This window comes from Nonomuraea sp. NPDC049646 (assembly GCF_044465525.1).
In the GTDB taxonomy this organism is placed as follows: Bacteria; Actinomycetota; Actinomycetes; order Streptosporangiales; family Streptosporangiaceae; genus Nonomuraea.
The window spans coordinates 14,988-35,748 of sequence record NZ_JBITLU010000019.1; the positions used below are offsets into that span (position 1 = coordinate 14,988).

Annotated in this window: 19 protein-coding genes; 14 read left to right on the forward strand and 5 right to left on the reverse strand. The window is 72.9% G+C overall.

The genetic code is table 11. The features are described 5' to 3' along the window. Positions 1-6: 6 nt before the first annotated feature. Together rhaI and ACIBQ8_RS41055 are read right to left on the reverse strand one after the other, a co-directional pair. Complete coding sequence (rhaI, locus tag ACIBQ8_RS41050) at positions 7-1,161, reverse strand: L-rhamnose isomerase (protein WP_397175422.1); 1,155 nt, start codon at positions 1,159-1,161, stop codon at positions 7-9. Between the two features lie 10 nt (positions 1,162-1,171). Next, positions 1,172-1,489, reverse strand: coding sequence for an L-rhamnose mutarotase (locus ACIBQ8_RS41055; RefSeq protein ID WP_364340807.1), 318 nt, complete (start codon positions 1,487-1,489; stop codon positions 1,172-1,174). Between the two features lie 133 nt (positions 1,490-1,622). Between ACIBQ8_RS41055 and ACIBQ8_RS41060 the strand changes: the two genes are divergently transcribed. The 7 genes from ACIBQ8_RS41060 (at position 1,623) to ACIBQ8_RS41090 (ending at position 10,194) form a co-directional block, all read left to right on the forward strand. Then, complete coding sequence (locus tag ACIBQ8_RS41060; RefSeq protein WP_397194739.1) at positions 1,623-2,624, forward strand: LacI family DNA-binding transcriptional regulator; 1,002 nt, start codon at positions 1,623-1,625, stop codon at positions 2,622-2,624. Further along, positions 2,621-4,030 (forward strand): rhamnulokinase family protein, encoded by a 1,410-nt coding sequence (locus ACIBQ8_RS41065; RefSeq protein WP_397194740.1) that lies wholly within the window; start codon positions 2,621-2,623, stop codon positions 4,028-4,030. Before ACIBQ8_RS41060 ends, ACIBQ8_RS41065 begins: the two co-directional genes overlap by 4 nt. A 92-nt stretch (positions 4,031-4,122) precedes the next feature. Beyond that, complete coding sequence (locus ACIBQ8_RS41070; RefSeq protein WP_352364948.1) at positions 4,123-4,413, forward strand: hypothetical protein; 291 nt, start codon at positions 4,123-4,125, stop codon at positions 4,411-4,413. Positions 4,414-4,418: 5 nt separating this feature from the next. Next, complete coding sequence (gene fdh / locus ACIBQ8_RS41075) at positions 4,419-7,646, forward strand: formate dehydrogenase (protein ID WP_397194881.1); 3,228 nt, start codon at positions 4,419-4,421, stop codon at positions 7,644-7,646. A gap of 63 nt (positions 7,647-7,709) precedes the next feature. After that, the gene (locus ACIBQ8_RS41080; protein ID WP_397194882.1) at positions 7,710-8,492 is read left to right on the forward strand and encodes a 4Fe-4S dicluster domain-containing protein; all 783 of its coding nucleotides are present in this window, start codon (positions 7,710-7,712) and stop codon (positions 8,490-8,492) included. Beyond that, positions 8,489-9,493, forward strand: coding sequence for an NrfD/PsrC family molybdoenzyme membrane anchor subunit (gene nrfD / locus ACIBQ8_RS41085; protein WP_397194741.1), 1,005 nt, complete (start codon positions 8,489-8,491; stop codon positions 9,491-9,493). The genes ACIBQ8_RS41080 and nrfD overlap by 4 nt, the downstream gene beginning before the upstream one ends. A 164-nt stretch (positions 9,494-9,657) precedes the next feature. Further along, entirely contained in the window at positions 9,658-10,194 is a 537-nt protein-coding gene (locus tag ACIBQ8_RS41090; RefSeq protein ID WP_352324412.1) for an NUDIX hydrolase family protein, read from the forward strand. A gap of 15 nt (positions 10,195-10,209) precedes the next feature. On the opposite strand, the gene ACIBQ8_RS41095 is transcribed toward ACIBQ8_RS41090, so the two are convergent. The 3 genes from ACIBQ8_RS41095 to ACIBQ8_RS41105 form a co-directional block, all read right to left on the reverse strand. Next, positions 10,210-10,773 (reverse strand): dihydrofolate reductase family protein, encoded by a 564-nt coding sequence (locus ACIBQ8_RS41095; RefSeq protein WP_397175414.1) that lies wholly within the window; start codon positions 10,771-10,773, stop codon positions 10,210-10,212. Between the two features lie 143 nt (positions 10,774-10,916). Beyond that, positions 10,917-11,435: a peptidoglycan recognition family protein gene (locus ACIBQ8_RS41100; RefSeq protein WP_397175412.1), complete on the reverse strand. Its 519-nt coding sequence runs from the start codon at positions 11,433-11,435 to the stop codon at positions 10,917-10,919. Positions 11,436-11,571: 136 nt separating this feature from the next. Continuing rightward, complete coding sequence (locus ACIBQ8_RS41105; protein WP_397175411.1) at positions 11,572-12,456, reverse strand: MurR/RpiR family transcriptional regulator; 885 nt, start codon at positions 12,454-12,456, stop codon at positions 11,572-11,574. Positions 12,457-12,542: 86 nt separating this feature from the next. Here ACIBQ8_RS41105 and ACIBQ8_RS41110 point away from each other — a divergent pair, with 86 nt between their 5' ends. From ACIBQ8_RS41110 to ACIBQ8_RS41140, 7 genes are read left to right on the forward strand one after another with little or no spacing between them, the layout of a single operon-like run. Further along, a complete protein-coding gene (locus ACIBQ8_RS41110; RefSeq protein ID WP_397194742.1) occupies positions 12,543-14,090 on the forward strand; it encodes an ABC transporter substrate-binding protein in 1,548 nt (515 codons plus the stop codon). Further along, a complete protein-coding gene (locus tag ACIBQ8_RS41115) occupies positions 14,090-15,058 on the forward strand; it encodes an ABC transporter permease (protein WP_397175407.1) in 969 nt (322 codons plus the stop codon). The genes ACIBQ8_RS41110 and ACIBQ8_RS41115 overlap by 1 nt, the downstream gene beginning before the upstream one ends. Beyond that, a complete protein-coding gene (locus ACIBQ8_RS41120; protein WP_397175405.1) occupies positions 15,055-15,882 on the forward strand; it encodes an ABC transporter permease in 828 nt (275 codons plus the stop codon). The genes ACIBQ8_RS41115 and ACIBQ8_RS41120 overlap by 4 nt, the downstream gene beginning before the upstream one ends. After that, on the forward strand, positions 15,879-16,778 hold the full coding sequence (gene murQ / locus ACIBQ8_RS41125) for an N-acetylmuramic acid 6-phosphate etherase (RefSeq protein WP_397194743.1): 900 nt from the start codon (positions 15,879-15,881) through the stop codon (positions 16,776-16,778). The genes ACIBQ8_RS41120 and murQ overlap by 4 nt, the downstream gene beginning before the upstream one ends. Beyond that, a complete protein-coding gene (locus tag ACIBQ8_RS41130; RefSeq protein WP_397175401.1) occupies positions 16,775-17,989 on the forward strand; it encodes an anhydro-N-acetylmuramic acid kinase in 1,215 nt (404 codons plus the stop codon). The genes murQ and ACIBQ8_RS41130 overlap by 4 nt, the downstream gene beginning before the upstream one ends. Beyond that, positions 17,986-19,122 carry a serine hydrolase domain-containing protein gene (locus ACIBQ8_RS41135; protein ID WP_397194744.1) on the forward strand — a complete coding sequence of 379 codons (1,137 nt, stop codon included), beginning with the start codon at positions 17,986-17,988 and terminating at the stop codon, positions 19,120-19,122. The genes ACIBQ8_RS41130 and ACIBQ8_RS41135 overlap by 4 nt, the downstream gene beginning before the upstream one ends. Continuing rightward, positions 19,119-20,726, forward strand: coding sequence for an ABC transporter ATP-binding protein (locus ACIBQ8_RS41140; RefSeq protein ID WP_397194745.1), 1,608 nt, complete (start codon positions 19,119-19,121; stop codon positions 20,724-20,726). Before ACIBQ8_RS41135 ends, ACIBQ8_RS41140 begins: the two co-directional genes overlap by 4 nt. Positions 20,727-20,761 lie beyond the last annotated feature (35 nt).

Genomic DNA, 20,761 nt, shown 5'->3' on the forward strand with positions numbered 1-20,761 from the left:
GGTGGTTCAGGCCCCCCAGCCGGCCTGCGTGCCGCCGACGCGCTCGGCAGCGATCTTCTCGAAATATCCGGACTTGGCGTACGCGGCCATCGGGTCGGGCGCGAGGCCCGTCTCCTCGCGCAGTTCGGCCAGCAGCGGCCGCACGTCGGTGTTGTAGGCGTCCATGAGCACGGCGTTCGCGCCCAGCACGTCCCCCGCGGCCTGGGCGGCGGCCAGCGCGTCCCGGTCCACCAGCAGCGCCTTGGCCGTGGCCTCCTGGACGTTCATGACCGAGCGGATCTGGCCGGGGATCTTGGGCTCGATGTTGTGGCACTGGTCGAGCATGAACGCCACGCCCGCCGTCAGGCCGCCTCCGCGCACGACCTCGTACATGATGCGGAAGAGCTGGAACGGGTCGGCCGCGCCCACCATGAGGTCGTCGTCGGCGTAGAAGCGGGAGTTGAAGTCGAAGCCGCCGAGCTTCCCCTCGCGCAGCAGGAACGCCACGATGAACTCGATGTTGACGCCCGGCGCGTGGTGGCCGGTGTCCACGACGACCTGCGCCTTGGGGCCGAGCCTGAGGCAGTGGGCGTAGGCGGTGCCCCAGTCGGGCACGTCGGTGGTGTAGAAGGCGGGCTCGAACAGCTTGTACTCCAGCAGGAAGCGCTGGCCCTCGCCGAGCCTGGCGTACACCGCGGACAGGGCCTCGGCCAGGCGGTCCTGGCGGGCGCGGATGTCGTCCTGGCCGGGGTAGTTGGTGCCGTCGGAGAACCAGAGCTTGAGGGTGTCCGAGCCGGTGGCGTCCATGATGTCCACGCACTCCAGCAGGTGCGCCAGCGCCTTTCGGCGGACCGCCGGGTCGGGGTTGGTGACGCTGCCGAGCATGTAGGCGTCGTCCTGGAAGACGTTGGAGTTGATCGCGCCGATGCCGACGCCGAGCTCGCGGGCGTGGGCGGCCAGGTGGCCGTAGTCGGCCACCTTGTCCCACGGGATGTGCAGGGCGACCGTGGGCGCGACGCCGGTGTGGGCGTGCACCTGGGCGGCGTCGGCCAGCTTCTCGTACGGGTCGCGCGGCACGCCCCGCTGCGCGAACACCTTGAACCGGGTGCCGCTGTTGCCGTACGCCCACGAGGGCGTCTCGATGTGCAGCGCGCGCAGGGCGGCCTTGATGTCAGTGGTCATGACTTCCCGATCAGTCCAGGTGGAACACTTCGTCCAGCGGCCGCATGCCCTCGTCGGGCCGGCCGTCGAGGTCTTCGAAGAAGGGCGCCATCTCGGCCTGCCAGCGGGCGTTGACCTCGGTGGCCTCCATCGCCTTCCTGGCGGCCTCGAAGTCGGCGGTCTCCAGGTAGCCGACCAGCAGGCCGTCGTCGCGCAGGAAGAGCGAGTAGTTGTGCCAGCCGGCGCGGCGCAGCGCGTCGAGCATGTCCGGCCAGACGGCCCGGTGGCGTTCGCGGTACTCCGCCAGCCGCTCGGGACGGACCTTGAGCAGGAAGCAGACGCGTCGCACGGTCACCCCTCTTCAAAACGTTTTAATCTGTCGCGGAGGAAACTACGATCACACGCGGTCGCTGTCAATGCACGAGCCGGTCAGATCGGCGGCACTGGCCAACATCACTGTTGGTACGTTTTAATGTGGCGCCATGGCCATGGTCAGCATCAAGGACGTCGCCGCCCGCGCCGGCGTCTCCCCCGGGACGGTCTCCAACGTCCTGAACAGACCGGCGAAGGTCGCCCCGGCGACCCGCGAACGGGTGGAGGGCGCGATCCGGGAGCTCGGCTTCGTCCGGCACGGCTCGGCCTCGACCCTGCGCGCCGGCCACAGCAGGACGATCGGCCTGAGCGTCATCGACATCGGCAACCCGTTCTTCACCGAGGTCGCCGCCGGGGTCGAGGACGTCGCCAGCGACCTGGGCTACGCGGTGATCCTCGGCAACTCGGCCGGCTCCCCGGACAAGGAGGAGCGCAACCTGGGCGTGCTGGCCGAGCAGCGGGTGCGCGGCGTGCTGATCACCCCGTCCGGGGAGGACCCGGCCCGGCTGGACCGGCTGCGCGAGCGCGGCATCAGCGTCGTGCTCGTCGACCATCCCGCCCACCGGCCCGACCAGTGCGCGGTCGCGGTGGACGACGTCGCGGGCGGCCGGGCCGCGGTCCGGCACCTGCTGGCCAGGGGCGGGGACGGCGTCGCGTACGTGACCGGGCCGCTGACCATCCGGCAGTGCGCCGAGCGGCGGCGGGGCGCGGCGGAGGCGCTGGCCGCGGCCGGGCTCGACCCGGGCTCGCTGCGGGTGGCCGAGGCGGCCGCGATGACCGCCCGCGCGGGCGAGCAGGCCGCCGCCGACCTGATGGCGGACGGCCTGCCCGAGGCCGTGTTCTGCGCCAACGACCTGCTCGCGCTGGGCGTGCTGCGGGCCCTGCTGCGCGCCGGGGTGCGGGTGCCCGACGACGTGGCGCTGATGGGCTACGACGACATCGACTTCGCCGCCGCCTCGGCCGTGTCGCTCAGCTCGATGCGGCAGCCGACGTACCAGCTCGGGCGCATCGCCACCGAGCTGCTGCTGGACGAGTGCGACAACCCGGCCGAGCACGCCCACCAGCACATCATGTTCCAGCCCGAACTGGTCGCGAGGGAGTCCACCCAATGAGCCGATTCGCCGCCGTGGACCTGGGCGCCTCCAGCGGAAGGGTGCTGGTCGCCGACCTGTCGGACGGGCTCGCCACGTCCGTGGTCCACCGCTTCCCCAACGGCCCGGTCCGCCTGGCCGGCCGCCTCCACTGGGACGTCCTGGGCCTCTACCGGGAGATCCTGGCCGGGCTGCGCGCGGCCGGGCCGGTCGCCTCGATCGGGGTCGACTCCTGGGCCGTCGACTACGGCCTGCTCGACGAGACCGGCGCGCTGCTCGGCAACCCGGTCCACTACCGCGACGACCGCACGCGCGGGGTGGCCGGGCAGGTGGCCGAGCTGGTCGGCGCGCAGACGCTGTACGAGGTGTCCGGGCTGCAGGTGCTCCCGTTCAACACGATCTACCAGCTCCTGGCCGACCGGCTCGACGGGGCCGCGACGATGCTGCTCGTCCCCGACCTGATCGGATACTGGCTGACCGGCGAGATCGGCGCCGAGGTGACCAACGCCTCGACCACCGGCCTGCTCGACGTGCGCACCCGGTCCTGGGCGGTGCCGCTGATCGACCGGCTGGGGCTGCCCGAGGGCATCTTCCCCCGGCTGCGGCAGCCGGGCGAGCCGATCGGCGGGGTGCGCCGCGACGTCGCGGCGGAGATCGGCTTCTCCGCGCCGGTGCGGGCGGTGGCCTCGCACGACACCGCCTCGGCCGTGGCCGCCGTGCCGGCCGCCGGGCCCGCCTTCGCCTACGTCTCGTGCGGCACCTGGTCGCTGGCCGGGGTGGAGCTGCCCGCCCCCGTGCTCACCGAGGCGGGCCGGGCGGCCAACTTCACCAACGAGGCCGGGATCGACGGCACCGTCCGCTACCTGCGCAACGTCATGGGGCTGTGGCTGTTGCAGGAGTGCCTGCGGGCCTGGCCCGGCTCCTCGCTGGAGGACCTGCTGGCGGCGGCCGCGCGCGAACGTCCGTTCGCCGCCGTGGTGGACCCGGACCTGCCGGCGTTCCTGCCGCCGGGCGACATGCCCGCGCGGATCGCCGCCGAGTGCCGCCGCACCGGGCAGCGTCCGCCCTCGACGCCGGCGGGCTTCGTGCGCTGCGTGCTGGAGAGCCTGGCGCTCGGGCACCGCAACGCGATCCGGCAGGCGATGGAGCTGTCCGGCCGCGAGGTGGAGGTCGTGCACCTGGTGGGCGGCGGGTCGCGCAACGAGCTGCTGTGCCGGTTCACCGCCGACGCCTGCGGGCTGCCGGTCGTGGCCGGGCCGGCCGAGGCGACCGCGCTCGGCAACGTCCTGGTGCAGGCGCGCACGGCCGGGCTGGTCGCCGACCTGGCCGGGATGCGCGCGCTGGTGGCCGCCACGCACGAGTTGCGCCGGTACGAGCCCTCCGGCGACGCCGCCGCCTGGGACGAGGCCGCCGCCCGCCTGGCCTGACGCCAACTGTCGCCTTTGACCTGGGAGTTCAGGTTTCCTCCTGCCTGCGAAGGGGAGGACCGGACCGGGGGGCACGGGCGCCGGGGGGAACGATGCCGAGCAAGGAGCGGGTGCTGCGGCTGCTGTCGCAGGGGCTGGACTACGCCGAGATCGCCAGGTTGCTGGGCGTGCCCGCGGGGCGCGCGTACCTGATCGCGACGGGCGTGCCGGCCGACGGGAGCGACGCGGTGGCACGCCGGCGGGGCCGGCCCGGCCTGCTGGCCGGCCGCACCCAGCACCTGGTCAACCCGCGCGAGGTCGGGCCGGTCGAGCGCGGCGACGTGCGTGCCTGGATGCGCGAGCGGGCCTGGAGCGACCGGCGCATGCGCCAGACGGGGGCGTGAGCGGCATGGGGTTCTCCTGGCCGCTGCTGCGCCAGCTCACCGGCAAGGACAGGCTCGGCCGGGCGGCCGCGGTGAAGTCGCCGCGCACGGGCGCGCACCCGGCCCGGACGGCCGCCGCCGACCGCGTGGTCAAGTCGGTGTGCCCGTACTGCGCGGTGGGCTGCGCCCAGAACGTCTACGTCCGCGATGAGAAGGTCGTGCACATCGAGGGCGACCCCGACTCCCCGATCAGCCGGGGACGGCTGTGCCCGAAGGGCGCCTCCAGCCTCCAGCTCACCACCGGCTCCGGACGGCTGCGCAAGGTCCTGTACCGCCCGCCGTACGCCGCCGACTGGCAGGAGCTCGACCTGGAGACCGCCATGGACATGGTGGCCGACCGGATCATCGCCACCCGCCGGGCGACCTGGGAGTGGGAGAACAAGGGCCGCCGGGTGGCCCGCACGATGGGCATCGCCAGCCTGGGCGGCGCGACGCTGGACAACGAGGAGAACTACCTCATCAAGAAGCTGCTCACCGCGCTCGGCGTGGTGCAGATCGAGAACCAGGCGCGGGTGTGCCACAGCTCGACCGTGGTGGGGCTCGGCACGTCGTTCGGGCGCGGCGGGGCCACGACGTTCCTGCAGGACCTGCAGCACTCCGACTGCGTGCTGATCCAGGGGTCGAACTTCGCCGAGGCGCATCCGGTCGGGTTCCAGTGGGTGATGGAGGCCAAGGCCCGCGGCGCGGTGGTCATCCACGTGGATCCGCGGTTCACCCGTACCAGCGCGCTGGCCGACCTGCACGTGCCGATCAGGGCGGGCTCGGACGTCGCCTTCCTCGGCGCGATCGTCAACCACGTGCTGGAGAACGAGCTGTTCTTCCGCGACTACGTCCTGCACTACACCAACGCGGCGACCATCCTGCGCGAGGACTACCGCGACGCCGAGGACCTCGACGGCCTGTTCTCCGGCTTCGACGCCGAGAACCGCTGCTACGAGGACGACACCTGGCAGTACGAGGGCATGCACACCGTCGCGGCCTCCGGCGAGCGGGACGAGGACTACGACCGCCCGGCGGGCAGCATCCCGGCCGGCCGCGCCGAGGTCCAGGGCGGCACCGGCGTCCCCCTGGGCGGCGAGCCGCGGCGGGACGAGACGCTGCGGCACCCGCGCTGCGTGCTGCAGGTGCTGCGCCGCCACTTCGCCCGCTACACGCCGGAGATGGTCCAGCAGGTGTGCGGGGTGCCGCCGGAGCTGTTCGCCCAGGTCTGCCGCCACCTGACGGAGAACTCCGGGCCCGAGCGGACCGCCGAGTTCGTCTACGCGGTGGGCTGGACGCAGCACAGCGACGGCGCCCAGTTCATCCGCACCGCCAGCATCCTGCAGCTCCTGCTCGGCAACATCGGCCGCCCCGGCGGCGGCATCCAGGCGCTGCGCGGGCACGCCAGCATCCAGGGCTCCAGCGACATCCCGACGCTGTTCAACCTGCTGCCCGGCTACATCCCGATGCCGCACGCCCACGAGCACGAGAAGATGCGCGACTTCCTGCGCGCCGACGCCTCCTGCCGCGGCTTCTGGGCGAACATGCCCGCCTACCTGGTGAGCCTGCTCAAGGCGTGGTGGGGGCCGGCGGCCACGCCCGACAACGACTTCCACTTCGACTACCTGCCGCGCCTGACCGGCTCGCACAGCACGTACGACACGGTGCTCGCGCAGCTCGACGGCACCTGCAAGGGCTACCTGCTGCTCGGCGAGAACCCGGCCGTGGGCTCGGCCAACTCCCGGATGCAACGCCTGGGCATGGCCGAGCTCGACTGGCTGGTGGTGCGCGACCTCAACCTGATCGAGAGCGCCACCTGGTGGAAGGACGGCCCCGAGATCGAGACGGGCGAGCTGGCCACGTCCGGGATCGGCACCGAGGTGTTCTTCTTCCCCGCCGCGGCCCACACCGAGAAGAGCGGCAGCTTCACCAACACCAACCGCTGGCTGCAGTGGCACCACCGGGCCGTCGAGCCGGCCGGCGACGCCCGCAGCGACCTGTGGTTCATGTACCACCTCGGGCGGATCATCCGGCAGAAGCTGGCCGGTTCCGCCGACCCGATGGACCGGCCCCTGCTCGACCTCACCTGGGACTACCCGGTCGAGGGCGAGACGGCCGAGCCGGTCGCCGAGGCGGTGCTCGCCGAGATCAACGGCTGGGACGCAGAAGGCCGGCCGCTCGACGCCTACACCCAGCTCAAGGACGACGGCTCGACGGTGTGCGGCTGCTGGATCTACTGCGGCGTGTACGCCGGCGGCGTCAACCGGGCCGCCCGCCGCAGACCGGCCGCCGAGCAGGACTGGGTGGCCGCCGAATGGGCGTGGGCGTGGCCGGCCAACCGGCGGGTGCTCTACAACCGGGCCTCGGCCGCGCCGGACGGCCGTCCGTGGAGCGAGCGCAAGAAGCTCGTCTGGTGGGACGAGGGCGCCGGCCGCTGGACCGGCCTGGACGTGCCGGACTTCGAGGAGGGCAAACCGCCGTCCTACCGGCCAGAGCCGGGGGCGCAGGGGCCGGCGGCGTTGTCGGGCATCGACCCGTTCATCATGCAGTCCGACGGCAAGGGCTGGCTGTTCGCCCCCTCGGGCGTGGTGGACGGCCCGCTGCCCAGCCACTACGAGCCCCAGGACTCGCCGGTCGCCAACCCGCTGTACGGGCGGCAGCGCAACCCGGCCCGCAAGCTCTACCGGCACGAGGACAACCGGTACCAGCCGAGCGGGGCCGAGCCGGGCGCGTCGGTCTACCCGTACGTGGTGACCACGTACCGGCTGACCGAGCACTTCACGGCGGGGGGCATGAGCCGACACACGCCGTACCTGGCCGAGCTGCAGCCGGAGATGTTCTGCGAGGTCTCGCCCGAGCTGGCCGCCGAGCGCGGGCTCGTGCACGGCGAGTGGGCCACGATCGTCACCGCGCGCAGCGCCGTCGAGGCCCGCGTGCTGGTCACCGACCGGATGGCGCCGCTGCACCTGGACGGCAAGGTGCTGCACCAGATCGGGCTGCCCTTCCACTTCGGCCCCAACGGCCTGGCCACCGGCGACGCGGCCAACGAGCTGTCGGCCATCTCGCTCGACCCCAACTCCCACATCCAGGAGGTCAAGGCCCTGTCGGCGGACATCCGCCCCGGGCGCAGGCCGCGCGGCCCGGCCCTGCCGGAGCTGGTGCTGGCCTACCGGCGGCGGGCGGGCGTGACCGAGGACACCGGAACGGAGGTGTGAGCCGTGGCCTTCGACCTCGACCGGGCGCCGCTGGACGCCGGCTACGACGACCCGCCCAGGCGCATGGGCTTCTTCACCGACACCAGCGTCTGCATCGGCTGCAAGGCGTGCGAGGTGGCCTGCAAGGAGTGGAACGAGGTGCCGGAGGACGGGCTGCTGTTCACCGGCATGTCCTACGACAACTCCGTCGGGCTCGGCGCCGACACCTGGCGGCACGTGGCGTTCGTCGAGCAGCGCAAGCCGCTGGGCCATCAGGAGACCGGCGCCCGCGACCTGGACTTCCGCTGGCTGATGGCCTCCGACGTGTGCAAGCACTGCACGCACGCGGCCTGCCTCGACGTCTGCCCGACCGGCTCGCTGTTCCGCACCGAGTACGGCACGGTCGTCGTCCAGGAGGACGTCTGCAACGGCTGCGGCTACTGCGTGCCCGCCTGCCCGTTCGGGGTGATCGGCCGGCGCGCGGAGAGCGGCACGGCCGCCAAGTGCACGATGTGCTACGACCGGCTGGAGGTGGGCCAGGAGCCGGCCTGCGCCAAGACGTGCCCGACCGACTCCATCCAGTTCGGCGAGCTGGACGAGCTGCGCGAGCGCGCCGGCCGCCGTCTGGAGCAGGTGCGCGCGGCGGGCGTGTCCTCGGCCCGCCTGTACGGCCACGACCCGGACGACGGCGTGGGCGGCACCGGCGCCTTCTTCCTGCTGCTGGACGAGCCCCAGGTGTACGGCCTGCCGCCGGACCCCGTGGTGACCACCGCGGACCTGCCGTCGATGTGGCGGCACGCCGGCGCGGCGGCGCTGGTCCTGCTGGCCGGGATGGCCGCCGCGGCGGCCTGGAGGAGGGGCCGATGAGCAACCAGACCGACGTGCGCCTGGACGACGCGCCCGGCCTGCGCACCGAGCGCGAGGCCACGCCCGGCTCGGCGGGCCGCGGCAGCAGCTCCCTGCGGCCGCCCGAGCCGCAGGCGGACTCCTACTACGGCCTGCCGGTCCTGAACAGCACGCCCTGGAGCGACCACGACATCGCCGGTTACCTGTTCCTCGGCGGCCTGGCCGGCGCCTCCTCCACGCTGGCCGCCGCCGCCGAGCTGACCGGACGCCCGGCGCTGGCGCGCGCCGCCAAGGTGGCCGCCCTGGGCGCGGTCGGCGGCTCGCTGTACGCCCTGATCCACGACCTGGGCAAGCCGTCGCGCTTCCTGAACATGTTGCGGGTGTTCAAGGTGACCTCGCCGATGAGCGTCGGCACCTGGATCCTGACCGCGTACGGGCCGCAGGCCGGGCTGGCCGCGCTCACCGGGGTGACCGGGCGCTTCCCCCGGCTGGGCCGGGCGGCCACGGTGGGGGCCGGGCTGACCGGGCCGGCGCTGGCCACCTACACCGCCGCGCTGATCTGCGACACCGCCGTCCCGGCCTGGCACGACGGGTTCAGGGAGATGCCGTTCCTGTTCGCGGGCTCGGCCGCCGCGTCGGCGGGCGGGCTCGGCATGCTGGCCGCGCCGGTCGCGCAGGCGGCCCCGGCCCGGCGGGCGGCGGTGATGGGGGCGGCCCTGGAGTGCGCGGCGGCCGTCCGCATGGAACGCCGCATGGGCCTGACCGCCGAGCCGCTGCGGCGCAGCCGCCTGCTCAGGGCGGGCCAGGCGCTGTCGGTCGCGGGCGCCCTGCTCGGCCAGGGCCTGGGCGCTCGCAGCAGGGTCGCGGCGGCCGCCGCGGGGGCGGCCCTGCTGGCCGGGTCGGTGTGCACCCGGTTCGGGATCTTCCACGCCGGGACGGCCTCGGCGTGCGACCCCCGGTACACCGTCGAGCCGCAACGCCGGCGGCTCGCCAAGTCGAGAGCGGAGCGTGATCTGTCATGAGAAGAGTCGCCGAGTACCTGCCGTTCATGGGCATCGTGCTGGTCGTCTGCACGGCGTCCTGGATCGCGGGCAGGAGCAGGCCGGCCAGGCGGGCCTGACCCCGTCCGGGGATCGGTCGGTGGGGCTTACGCCGTCAGTGGCGGCGCGGGGCATACGATCGACAGATGACCGAAAAGACCGAAACCGCGCCTGGATGGCTGGCACCCGAAGAGCTCGAGTCGGTGCGCGGCCAGTTGCCGATCCTCTACATCGACGCCGTGCCGGTACGCGTCGACGAGACCGGCGTGGTGACCCGCGTGGGCCTGCTGCTGCGCATCGCGGCGGACGGCACGGTCAGCCGGGCGCTGGTCTCGGGGCGGGTGCTGCACCACGAGCGCATCCGCGACGCGCTGCTGCGCCACCTGGAGAAGGACCTGGGGCCGGTGGCCCTTCCGCGCATCCCCGTCTCGCCGCAGCCCTTCACCGTCGCGGAGTACTTCCCGACGCCGGGCGTCACGCCGTACCACGACCCGCGCCAGCACGCGGTGTCGCTGGCCTACATCGTGCCCGTGGCCGGTGACTGCCGGCCCCGGCAGGACGCCCTGGACCTGGTCTGGTTCACCCCGGAGGAGGCGTCCTCGCCGGCGGTGCAGCAGGAGATGACCGGCGGCCAGGGAGTGCTGCTGAAGCAGGCGCTGGCCCACGTGGGCCGGCTGGTCTAGCGCCGCGCCGGCCGGTCACGTCTGCCGGCCGGCCGGCGCGTACACCAGTTCCAGGACGCCCGACGGGAAGGCCGTGCTCTTCACCAGGCGCAGGTTCACCGCCTGGTCCAGCTCGGGGAACAGCGGCGCGCCCCGGCCGGTGACGGCGGGCAGCACCCACAGCCGGTACTCGTCGACCACGCCGAGCCTGATCAGCGAGTGCATGAACGCGGTGCCGCCGGCGGCGACGAGGTCCTTGCCGGGCTCGGCCTTGAGCCTGGCGATCTCCTCGGCGGTGTCGCCGGCGGCGATCCGGGTCTCGGGCCAGTCGTCGGCCGACTTCAGGGTGCGGGAGAACACGACCTTGGGGATCTCGTTCATCGGCCGGGCGGAGGGGTGGTCGGAGCCGGGCCAGTACCCGGCCATGATCTCGTAGGTGTTGCGGCCCATGAGGAAGGCGCCGGCCTCCCACAGCCGGCTGACGAAGTACTCCTCCTGCTCGGGGTCGTCGATGCTCATCATGACGTCCCGGATCCCGTTGTCACCGTCGGCGCTCTTGCCGTCGAGCGAGACGTAGAAACCCAAGATCAGCTTCCGCATGCGATGCCTCCGTGTGCTTGCTCCCGCGCCCGGGAGGATCCCGGCGCGGGCCCGCGGGCCGGTGCGGCCCGCTCACACACTCAGACCGCCGGTCCCCTCGGAACTCATCGCGCACGCGGCGGCCGTCGTTCCCGGCGTTCGCCTCAGGGGCGTTCCGCGCCCCTTCGCACCCAGTGGTAGAGCGGGTCGCCGGGGCAGTCGGTGTCGTAGCCGTCCCGGTGGCCCTTGACCTCGTCCCCGGCGTCGCCGTGCTCGCGCAGGTACTCGATGGCGTCGACGAGGGCGTTGAGCAGGTCGTCGTTCGGTTCGGTGAACCCGGTGTTGCCGAGCAGGGCGAGCACGGCGTAGTGGCCGGAGTTGAGCCCCGGGCCGTTGGCGGCGGGCAGGACGTGCGGGCCCCGGCCCATGAAGGTGCGCCGGTGCGGGCAGCACACCATGTTGTAGCCGAGGTCGATGTAGGTCTCGCCGCGCCCGCCGGACATGTGCATGCGCTGGATGTCCCTGACCAGGTCGACGCACTTGTCGTGGTTGTCGGCCTCCGGCAGGTCGGAGGGCACCTTCCCGCCGGTGTAGTGGATCTTGACGCCTCTGGTGGAGGCCAGCCGGGTGTAGCTGGTGGTGGGCTTCTTGGCGTGCCAGTCGGCACGGGTGATCAGCTGCATGTGGTGTCTCTCCTGGTAGACGGTGCCTCGCCACCAGAATGTCAACTTAAAGTAGTTGTGTCATCACTTTTTGTCACTAGATTCACGTGCCGCCAAAGAAAGACTTCCATGCTGGTCAGGCCGCCCCCGCCCCGGTTCACCCCCGCTTGTGCACCGTGCGGTCGTGGACGACCGCGTACGTGTTGCGCAGGGCCGCCATCGACTCGTCGTAGCTGGCCGCGGCCACGCCGGTGAACAGGCAGTCGACGACCATGAGCTGGGCGATGCGGCTGCCGAGCGCGCCGGAGCGGAACTGGGTCTCGCGGGCGGCCGTCGTCAGCGTCACGTCGGCGGTGGCGGCCAGCGGCGAGTCGCGGAAGTTCGTGATCGCCACCGTGGCCGCGCCCGACCGGCGGGCGATGGCCAGGAACTCGACGGTGTCCACGGTCGCGCCGGTGTGCGAGACGGCGACGGCCACGCAGCCGGCGTCGAGCGTGGCCGCCGACGTCCAGGCCGAGTGGGCGTCGTGCCAGTTGATCGCGGTACGCCCGATGCGCGACAGCTTCTGCTGCAGGTCGAGGCCGACCAGCGCGCTCGCGCCCACGCCGAAGGTGTCGATCCGGCGCGCGGCCAGCAGCAGGGCGACCGCCCGGCCCAGCGCCTGCATGTCGAGGGAGCGGGCCGTGTCGGCGATGGACAGCGTCTCGTTGGTGGCGACCTTGGAGACGATGCCCTCCAGGCTGTCGTGGCGGTCGATGTCGCCCGACACCTCCGGCAGGCTCGACGTGGTCAGCTCCTCCCGTGCGGCGGCCCTGGTCAGGTCGATCCGGAAGTCCTTGAAGTGGGCGTATCCCATGCGCTGGTAGAAGCGCACGACCGAGGTCGTCGAGGTGGCGCAGCGGGCGGCCAGCTCGGCGATGGACAGGTTCGCGGCGGCGGCCGGGTCGCCGGTGAACGTCTCGGCGATGCGCCGTTCCGACGGCCGTAATGCGGGCATGGCCGCACGGATGCGGATCAGCAGGCTTCCGTCGTCCTCGACCATTCGTCATCCATCCGTGTTGAGGAAATTTAGTACACCAGTGGTAGGGTCTGCGTAATTTTATGACCTACTGCCCCTGAGGAGACCACATGCCCCGTGGCGCGCTCTCCGCGATCGGCGCCGCCGCAGTGCTGTCCATCGCCCTGACCTCCTGTTCATCATCTTCCGGGCCCGCGACCAGCACCGGCGCCACGGGCAAGTCCGGCGGCGCCCTGGTCGTCGGCGTGACCTCCGACCCCGACACGCTCTTCCCCTGGAAGGCCACCCAGTTCACGGCCGTGAACGTGTTGCAGAACATCTACGGCACCCTCACCGAGTTCGACAAGGACCTGAACGTCGTGCCGGGCCTGGCCGAGTCGTGGCAGGCCGCCGAGGACGGCAGGAAGCTGACCCTCACCCTGCGCAAGGGCGTGACCTTCGGCGACGGCAGCGCCTTCGACTCCAAGGACGTCAAGGCGTCCCTGGAGAAGATCATGGACGAGAAGACGGCGGCCGTGGCGCGGGCGTCGCTGGCGTCGGTGAAGTCCGTCGAGGCCCCTGACGAGAGCACGGTGGTGCTGGAGCTGACCGGGCCCGACGCCGCGCTCCCGGCGAACCTGGCCACCGTCAACATGGCGATGCTCTCCTCCGACGACACCGAGGAGAAGCTCAACGCCACCCCCAACGGCACCGGCCCGTTCACGCTGGGCAAGCGCGTCCCGAGCCAGTCGCTGACGCTGGCCAGGAACGACAAGTACTGGGGCGCCGAGAAGCCGAAGGTGAGCAGCGTCGAGTTCCGGGTGATCCCGGACGAGTCGTCCATCGTCTCGGCCATGCAGTCGGGCAACGTGCAGCTCGCGGTCTTCAACGACCCGCTGGTCGCCCAGACCGCGCAGGGCGGCGGCACGATCACCGTCACCAAGACGCCGCAGCTCAGCTACCACGCCCTCCAGCTCAACGCGCAGCGCGGCGACCTCAAGGACGTCAACGTGCGCCTGGCGATCCAGTGCGCGATCGACCGCAAGCAGGTGCTCGACACCGCCGCGCTCGGCGAGGGCGAGGTGACCGGGCCGATCACCGCCCCGGCCTTCAAGTCCGACCCGGCCAAGCGTCCCTGCCCGGCCCGCGACCTGGCCAAGGCCGCCGAGTACCTCGGCAAGGCGGGCAAGTCCGGCGGCGTGACGGTCAAGGCCATCGTCTCCCAGGGCGAGTACGCCACCTCCGTGAACGAGGCCCAGAACCTCAAGGCGCAGCTCGCCGAGGCCAAGATCACCCTGGACCTGGAGGTGCTGGAGTCCGGCGCGTTCGTGGACCGCTGGGTGGCGGCCGACTTCGACGCCGCCGTCGCGCTCAACGGCGGGCGCCCGGACCCCGACGGCTCCTACGGCCGCTACTTCACCAGCAAGGGCAACCTGAACAAGGTCGCCGGGTACAGCTCGCCGGAGCTGGACAAGCTGTTCGCCGAGGGCAAGGCCACGACCGACCCGGCCGCCCGCAAGGCGATCTACGAGAAGGTCTCGGCCGAGCTGGAGGCCAACGCGCCCTGGATCTGGCTGTTCACCAGCTACACCTACACCGGCACCACCTCCAACGTGTCCGGGTTCGTCCCGATGGTCAGCGGGTCGCTGCAGTACCTGCGCACGACGTCCGTCGCCTGATGCGCCGGATCCTCGCCAACCGGGCCGTCCGGCGCGTGGCCTCGACGATCGGCACCCTGTTCGGGGTGGCCGTGTTCGTCTTCGTCATGCTCCGGGCGATCCCCGGCGACCAGATCACCGCGGGGCTCGGCACGGAGGCGGCGGCCCTCACCCCGGCGCAGCGCGTGGCCCTGGAGCAGTACTACGGGCTGGACCAGTCGCCGGTCACGCAGTTCTTCTCCTGGCTGGGCAACATGCTCACCGGCAACTTCGGCTACTCGGCCCGCTCGCAGCAGGGCGTGCTGGAGATGACGCTGCACTCGCTGCCGGTGACGTTCGAGCTGGCGGTGTTCTCGATCGTGCTGGCGCTGCTGCTGGGCGTGCCGCTCGGCATGCTGTCGGCGTCCAGGACGAACTCGCCGCGGGACGCCTTCGGCCAGGTCGTGAGCCTGGCCGGGCTGTCGGTCCCGGCGTTCCTGCTGGCCACGACGCTGCTGTCGATCTTCGCGGCGTCGTTCGGCTTCAACCCCAACGGCCAGGGCTTCGCCACGCTCACGCAGGACCCGCTGCTCAACCTGCAGCAGATGTTCCTGCCCGCGCTGGTGCTCGGCTTCGGCATCGCCGCGCCGATCCTGCGCACCACCCGTACGGCGGTGCTGGAGGTGCGCTCGGAGGACTTCGTGCGCACCGCCCGCGCCAAGGGCGTCCCGCCGCGCCGCCTTCAGGTCAGGCACGTGCTGGGCAACGCGCTGGTGCCGATCGTGACGATGACCGGGCTGCAGTTCGGCTACCTGCTCGGCGGCGCGGTCGTGGTCGAGCAGATCTTCTCCGTGCCCGGCGTCGGCCGGCAGGTGCTGCTCGGCATCCAGCAGAAGGAGTACGCGGTCGTGCAGAGCACGGTCCTGGTCATCGCGCTGGCGTTCGTGCTGGTCAACCTGCTGACCGACGGGCTGTACCGGATCATCGACCCGCGGGTGAGGGCGTCGTGACCGCGCTGCGTAGGAGCCCCGCCATGCTGGCGGGCACGGTCGTGCTGCTGGTGCTGGCCGTGGTGGCGGCGCTGTCGTACGCCGGGCTGCTCCCCTACGACCCGATCGCCCAGAACCCGCCCGAGCGGTTCCTGTCGCCGTCCGGGACGCACCTGTTCGGCACCGACCAGTTCGGCCGGGACGTCTTCTCCCGGGTGGCGGCCGGGGTCGGCAACTCGGCGCTCATCGCGGTGGTCGCGGTGGCCTTCGCCACCGTGGTCGGCACGCTGGGCGGCCTGGTGTCCGGTTTCTACCGCGGCTTCGCCGACGGCGCCATCGGCGGCGTGACGAACGTGCTGTTCGCGTTCCCGCCGCTGCTGCTCGCGCTCTCGCTGGCCTCGGTGCTGGACCGCAACTGGTTCACGGTCGCCGTCGCCATCGCGATCGTGTACGTCCCCATCTTCATCCGTGTCACGCGCGGCCCCGTGCTCTCCCTCCGGGAGATCGAGTACGTCAAGGCCGCGGTCTCCACCGGCCAGAGCCGCTGGCAGATCATGCTCAGGCACGTGCTGCCCAACATCACCTCGATCATCGTCATCCAGGTGGCGCTGTCGTTGTCGTGGGCGGTGCTGACCGAGGCGTCGCTGAGCTTCCTCGGCCTGGGCACGCCGCCGCCCGCCCCCTCGCTGGGCTCGATGATCTTCGAGGCGCGCAGCCTGGTGTTCGTCGCCCCCTGGACGCTCATCGCGCCGGGCGCGGTCGTCGTGCTGCTGGTGGTGGGCCTGAACCTGCTCGGCGACGGCCTGCGTGACACTCTCGACCCCAGAACCCGAGGCAAGCGGTGAACCTCTCAGAACTGACCACGGAATCGGCCGACCCGCGCTTCGCGGGCATCGACACCATGAGCGTGGCCGAGCTCGCCGCGACCATGAACGCGGCCGACGCCACCGTCCCCGCCGCGGTCGCCGCGGCGCTGCCGCAGATCACCCCGGCCATCGAGGCCGCCGCCGAGCTGGTACGGGCCGGCGGCCGGCTGGTCTACGTGGGCGCGGGCACGCCGGGCCGGCTCGGCGTCCTGGACGCCTCCGAATGCCCGCCCACCTTCAGCACCCCGCCCGAGCAGGTCTTCGCCGTCATCGCCGGCGGCGAGCGGGCGATCGTGCACCCGTGCGAGGGCGCCGAGGACGACGCGGACGCCGGCGCGGCGGCCATCGACGCGGCCGGCATCGGGCCGCTGGACACGGTGGTGGGCATCGCCTCCAGCGGGCGGACGCCGTACGTGCTGGGCGCGGTGCGGCGGGCCCGCGAGCGCGGCGCGCTGACCGCCGGCCTGTCCTGCAACCCGGGCACCCCGCTCAGCGCCGAGGCCGAGCACGCGATCGAGGTGCTGGTCGGGCCCGAGGTGGTCAGCGGCTCGACCCGGCTGAAGGCGGGCACGGCGCAGAAGCTCGTGCTCAACATGTTCTCGACCATCGTCATGGTCCGGCTCGGCAAGACGTACGGGAACCTGATGGTCGACGTCAAGGCCAGCAACGGCAAGCTACGCGAACGGGCGATCAGGATCGTGCGGACGATCGCCGGTGTGGACCGCGAGGAGGCGGAACGAGTGCTCGACCAGCACGGTTTCAACGTCAAGCAGGCGGTGCTCGGCGCCCGGCTCGGGCTCGGGCCGCGGGAGGCGGCGGCGCTGCTGGACCGCAGCGAGGGACGGCTGCGCGCGGCGCTGGGAGAGCCGGCATGAAGATCCTCGGCATGATCTCCGGCACCTCGCACGACGGCATCGACGTGGCCCTGGTCGACTTCGGCCTCGACGGCGACGTGCTGACCGGCCGCGTGCTGCACACCGCGAGCACCCCGTACCCGGACGAACTGCGCGCCCGGCTGGTGGCCGCGCTGCCGCCCGCGCCCGTCACGCTGGCCGAGGTGTGCGTGCTGGACACGCTCATCGGCCAGTGCTTCGCCGAGGCCGCCGCGGCGGCGGCCGATCAGGCCGGTCCGGCCGACCTGATCGTCTCCCACGGCCAGACGGTCTTCCACTGGGTGGAGGGCGCGCACGCGCGCGGCACCCTGCAGATCGGCCAGCCCGCCTGGATCGCCGAGCGCACCGGCGCGCCCGTGCTGTCGGACGTGCGCATCCGCGACATCACCGCGGGCGGGCACGGCGCCCCGCTGGTCTCCGTGCTCGACGACCTGCTGCTCGGCGGCCTGCTGTCGGACGGGCGCGCGGGCGGCACGGGAGGCACGGGAGGCACGGGCGGCACCGGCGGCGCGGCGGCGCTGAACCTGGGCGGCATCTCCAACATGACCGTCGTGCGCGACGGCGGCCTGAGCGCCTACGACATCGGCCCGGCCAACGCCCTCGTCGACGCCGTGGTGGCCGGCCGCGGCCTGAACCCGCGCGGCTACGACGAGGACGGCCGGATCGCCGCCTCCGGCCACGTGGACGAGCGCCTGCTCGACGTGCTGCTCGACGAGCCGTACTACCGGCTGGCCGCGCCGAAGAGCACCGGCAAGGAGCTGTTCCACCTGGCCTACGTCGAGGCGGCGATCGCCAGGGCGGGCCGCGAGCCGTCCGGCCCGGACCTGGTGGCGACGCTGACCGAGCTGACGGTCCGCACGGTGGCGGCCGACGTCGCCGCGGCGGGCGTGGACGTGCTGGTCGTCTCCGGCGGCGGCTGCCGCAACCCGGTCATCATGGACGGCCTGCGCGCCGCCCTGCCCGGCGTGCGGGTGTCGCTGTCCGACGAGCTCGGCGCCCCGGCCGACGACAAGGAGGCCATCGCCTTCGCGCTCATCGGCTGGCTGACCGCCCACGGCCTGCCGGGCACCGTCCCCGGCGGCACGGGCGCGAAGGCCGCCCGGGTGCTCGGCACGCTGACGCCGGGCGCGGGCCCGCTCGTCCTGCCCGCCCCGCTGTCCACGCCGCCGCGCTCGCTGGTGCTGCGCCGATGACCCCGGCCCCCGCCGCGCCGCCCGGCCCAGAGCCCACGAGCCCAGGGCCGGAGAACCCCGCGCCGACGAGCCCAGGGCCGGCGAGCCCCGAGCCCGGCCCGCCCGCGGGCCTGGTACGGGCGGCCCGCACGCCGTGGTTCGACCTGACCGAGTGCACCGGCCACCGCACCGTGCGCCGGACGGACGGCGGCGCGCTCGCCGGCGAGGCCCCCATGACCCTCGGCACGTACCACGACCTGGCCTCGGTCACCAAGGTCGTCGCCACCACGACGGCCCTCGTCCGCCTGGTCTCCGACCGCCTGGTGGACCTGGACGGGCGGGCGGCCGCGTACCTGCCGGAGGGCTGCCCCGAGCAGGTCAGCGTGCGGGACCTGCTGCTGCACCGGGCCGGGCTGTGGGAGTGGTGGCCGATGTACCTCGACCCGCGGATGCCCGCTCCGCGCTACGCGCCCGGCCGCGCACGGCACTACTCCGACCTGGGCTTCATCCTGCTCGGCCGGCTGGTCGAGACGGTCACCGGCACGTCGCTGGACCGGGCGGTGGCCGAGCTGGTCACCGGCCCGCTCGGGCTGGCCGACACCACGTACGCGCGCCCGGCGGGGCCCGAGGCGGCCATGAGCGCCCTGGACGACCGGGTCGAGAGGCGCATGCTCGACACCTCCGAGCCGTACCCGGTGCCCTTCCGCGGCGCGGACTTCGCCGGCTGGCGGCACGAGCCCGTGCTCGGCCAGGTCGCCGACGGCAACGCCTACCACGCCTTCGGCGGCGTGTCGGGCCATGCCGGGCTGTTCTCCACCGTCCCGGACCTGCTGCGGTACGCGAGCGCGCTGTCCCGCTACGAGGAGCACGACCGGCTGTGGCGGCCCGAGGTGGCCCGCGAGTTCTTCACCCCCGGCCCCGACCCGGGTCAGGCGCTCGGCTTCCGCACCTACCGGCTCGACCTGCGGGAGGAGACCGTCACCGTGCTCGGCCACCCCGGCTACGTCGGGTGCGCCGTCGGGTTCGTCCCCGGCCGGGACGTCGCGATCGCGCTGGCGAGCAACCGCCTGCTGACCCCGGCCGCGCCGACGCCCACCGACGCCCTCTGGACCGGCCTGCTGCAGGCCATCACCCACCGATCGAGGACCGCATGACCCCGCTCCTGGAGATCCGCGACCTCTCCGTCGCCTTCCGCACCCGCAAGCAGGACGTCACCGTCGTCAGGAACGTCTCGATGGAGATCCTGCCGGGACAGACCGTGGCCGTCGTCGGCGAGTCGGGTTCGGGCAAGTCCACCACGGCCGCCGCGGTCAACCGGCTGCTGCCCGCGGGCGGCCGCATCACGACCGGCCAGGTGCTGTTCGACGGCCGCGACCTGGCCGGGGTGAGCGAGCGCGAGATGACCGCCGTCCGGGGCGCGGGCATCGGCCTGGTGCCCCAGGACCCGATGTCCAACCTGAACCCGCTCATGCGCATCGGCGACCAGATCGCCGAGGCCCTGGAGGTGCACGGCCTGGCCGCGGGCAGGGCGGCGCGCGGGCGCGTGACGGAGCTGCTGGAGATGGTCGGCATCCCCGAGCCGGAGCGGCGGGCCGGGCAGTACCCGCACGAGTTCTCCGGCGGCATGCGGCAGCGGGCGCTCATCGCCATGGGCCTGGCCTGCCGGCCCAAGCTGCTCATCGCCGACGAGCCGACCTCGGCCCTGGACGTGACCGTGCAGCGGCGCATCCTCGACCAGCTCGGGCAGCTCACCGCCGAGATGGGCACGGCCGTCTTCCTCATCACGCACGACCTGGCGCTGGCCGCCGAGCGGGCCGACGTGGTGGCGGTCATGTACCGGGGCGAGATCGTGGAGACCGGCCCGGCGGCCGAGCTGCTGGCCGACCCGCGGCACGAGTACACCCGGCGGCTGCTGAAGGCCGTGCCGAGCCTGTCGTCGGTGCGGGTGGCCGAGCCCGGCCCCGAGGAGAGCGCCCAGGGGGGCGCCGGGGACCTGGTCGTGGTGGAGGACCTGCGCAAGGTGTTCCCGCTGCGGGGCGCCGGGGAGTTCACGGCGGTGGACGGGGTCTCCTTCACGATCCCGCGCGGACGTACCGTCTCGATCGTGGGCGAGTCGGGCTCGGGCAAGTCGACCACCGCCAACCTGCTGCTCGGCCTGGACGGCATCACCTCCGGCCGGATCCTGTTCGACGGCACCGACCTGACCTCGCTCGGCCGCCGGGAGCTGTTCGCCTTCCGCCGCCGGGTCCAGCCGGTCTTCCAGAACCCGTACGCCTCGCTCGACCCCCGCTACACGGTCGAGAAGTCGATCGCCGAGCCGCTGCGCGTGCACCGCGTGGGCACCCCGGCCGAGCGCGCGCGGACCGTCGCCGAGCTGCTGGAGAAGGTGTCGCTGCCAGCGTCGGTGGCCGGGCGGCTGCCGCACGAGCTGTCCGGCGGCCAGCGGCAGCGGGTGGCCATCGCGCGGGCGCTGGCGCTCTCGCCCGAGCTGGTCGTGCTCGACGAGGCCGTCTCCGCGCTGGACGTGCTGGTCCAGGCCCAGATCCTGGAGCTGCTCGCCGAGCTGCAGCGCGACCTCGGGCTCAGTTACCTGTTCATCAGCCACGATCTGGCCGTCGTCCGGATGATCTCGCACCGGGTGCACGTGATGCAGGCGGGCCGGATCGTGGAGAGTGGCACGGCGGCCGAGATCTTCGGCTCGCCGCGGGCCGACTACACCCGCGAGCTGCTCGCCGCCATCCCCGGACGGGCCGCCTGATGGTAAGTTGGAAATCCGGACCTACCTGAACGGAG

What these genes read in the sequence shown, in the direction of transcription:
- rhaI (WP_397175422.1), bottom strand. Translation starts at nt 1,161, where the DNA reads ATGACCACTGACATCAAGGCCGCCCTGCGCGCGCTGCACATCGAGACG.
- ACIBQ8_RS41060 (WP_397194739.1), top strand. Translation starts at nt 1,623, where the DNA reads ATGGCCATGGTCAGCATCAAGGACGTCGCCGCCCGCGCCGGCGTCTCC.
- ACIBQ8_RS41065 (WP_397194740.1), top strand. Translation starts at nt 2,621, where the DNA reads ATGAGCCGATTCGCCGCCGTGGACCTGGGCGCCTCCAGCGGAAGGGTG.
- ACIBQ8_RS41070 (WP_352364948.1), top strand. Translation starts at nt 4,123, where the DNA reads ATGCCGAGCAAGGAGCGGGTGCTGCGGCTGCTGTCGCAGGGGCTGGAC.
- fdh (WP_397194881.1), top strand. Translation starts at nt 4,419, where the DNA reads ATGGGGTTCTCCTGGCCGCTGCTGCGCCAGCTCACCGGCAAGGACAGG.
- ACIBQ8_RS41080 (WP_397194882.1), top strand. Translation starts at nt 7,710, where the DNA reads ATGGGCTTCTTCACCGACACCAGCGTCTGCATCGGCTGCAAGGCGTGC.
- nrfD (WP_397194741.1), top strand. Translation starts at nt 8,489, where the DNA reads ATGAGCAACCAGACCGACGTGCGCCTGGACGACGCGCCCGGCCTGCGC.
- ACIBQ8_RS41090 (WP_352324412.1), top strand. Translation starts at nt 9,658, where the DNA reads ATGACCGAAAAGACCGAAACCGCGCCTGGATGGCTGGCACCCGAAGAG.
- ACIBQ8_RS41095 (WP_397175414.1), bottom strand. Translation starts at nt 10,773, where the DNA reads ATGCGGAAGCTGATCTTGGGTTTCTACGTCTCGCTCGACGGCAAGAGC.
- ACIBQ8_RS41100 (WP_397175412.1), bottom strand. Translation starts at nt 11,435, where the DNA reads ATGCAGCTGATCACCCGTGCCGACTGGCACGCCAAGAAGCCCACCACC.
- ACIBQ8_RS41105 (WP_397175411.1), bottom strand. Translation starts at nt 12,456, where the DNA reads ATGGTCGAGGACGACGGAAGCCTGCTGATCCGCATCCGTGCGGCCATG.
- ACIBQ8_RS41110 (WP_397194742.1), top strand. Translation starts at nt 12,543, where the DNA reads ATGCCCCGTGGCGCGCTCTCCGCGATCGGCGCCGCCGCAGTGCTGTCC.
- ACIBQ8_RS41115 (WP_397175407.1), top strand. Translation starts at nt 14,090, where the DNA reads ATGCGCCGGATCCTCGCCAACCGGGCCGTCCGGCGCGTGGCCTCGACG.
- ACIBQ8_RS41130 (WP_397175401.1), top strand. Translation starts at nt 16,775, where the DNA reads ATGAAGATCCTCGGCATGATCTCCGGCACCTCGCACGACGGCATCGAC.
- ACIBQ8_RS41135 (WP_397194744.1), top strand. Translation starts at nt 17,986, where the DNA reads ATGACCCCGGCCCCCGCCGCGCCGCCCGGCCCAGAGCCCACGAGCCCA.
- ACIBQ8_RS41140 (WP_397194745.1), top strand. Translation starts at nt 19,119, where the DNA reads ATGACCCCGCTCCTGGAGATCCGCGACCTCTCCGTCGCCTTCCGCACC.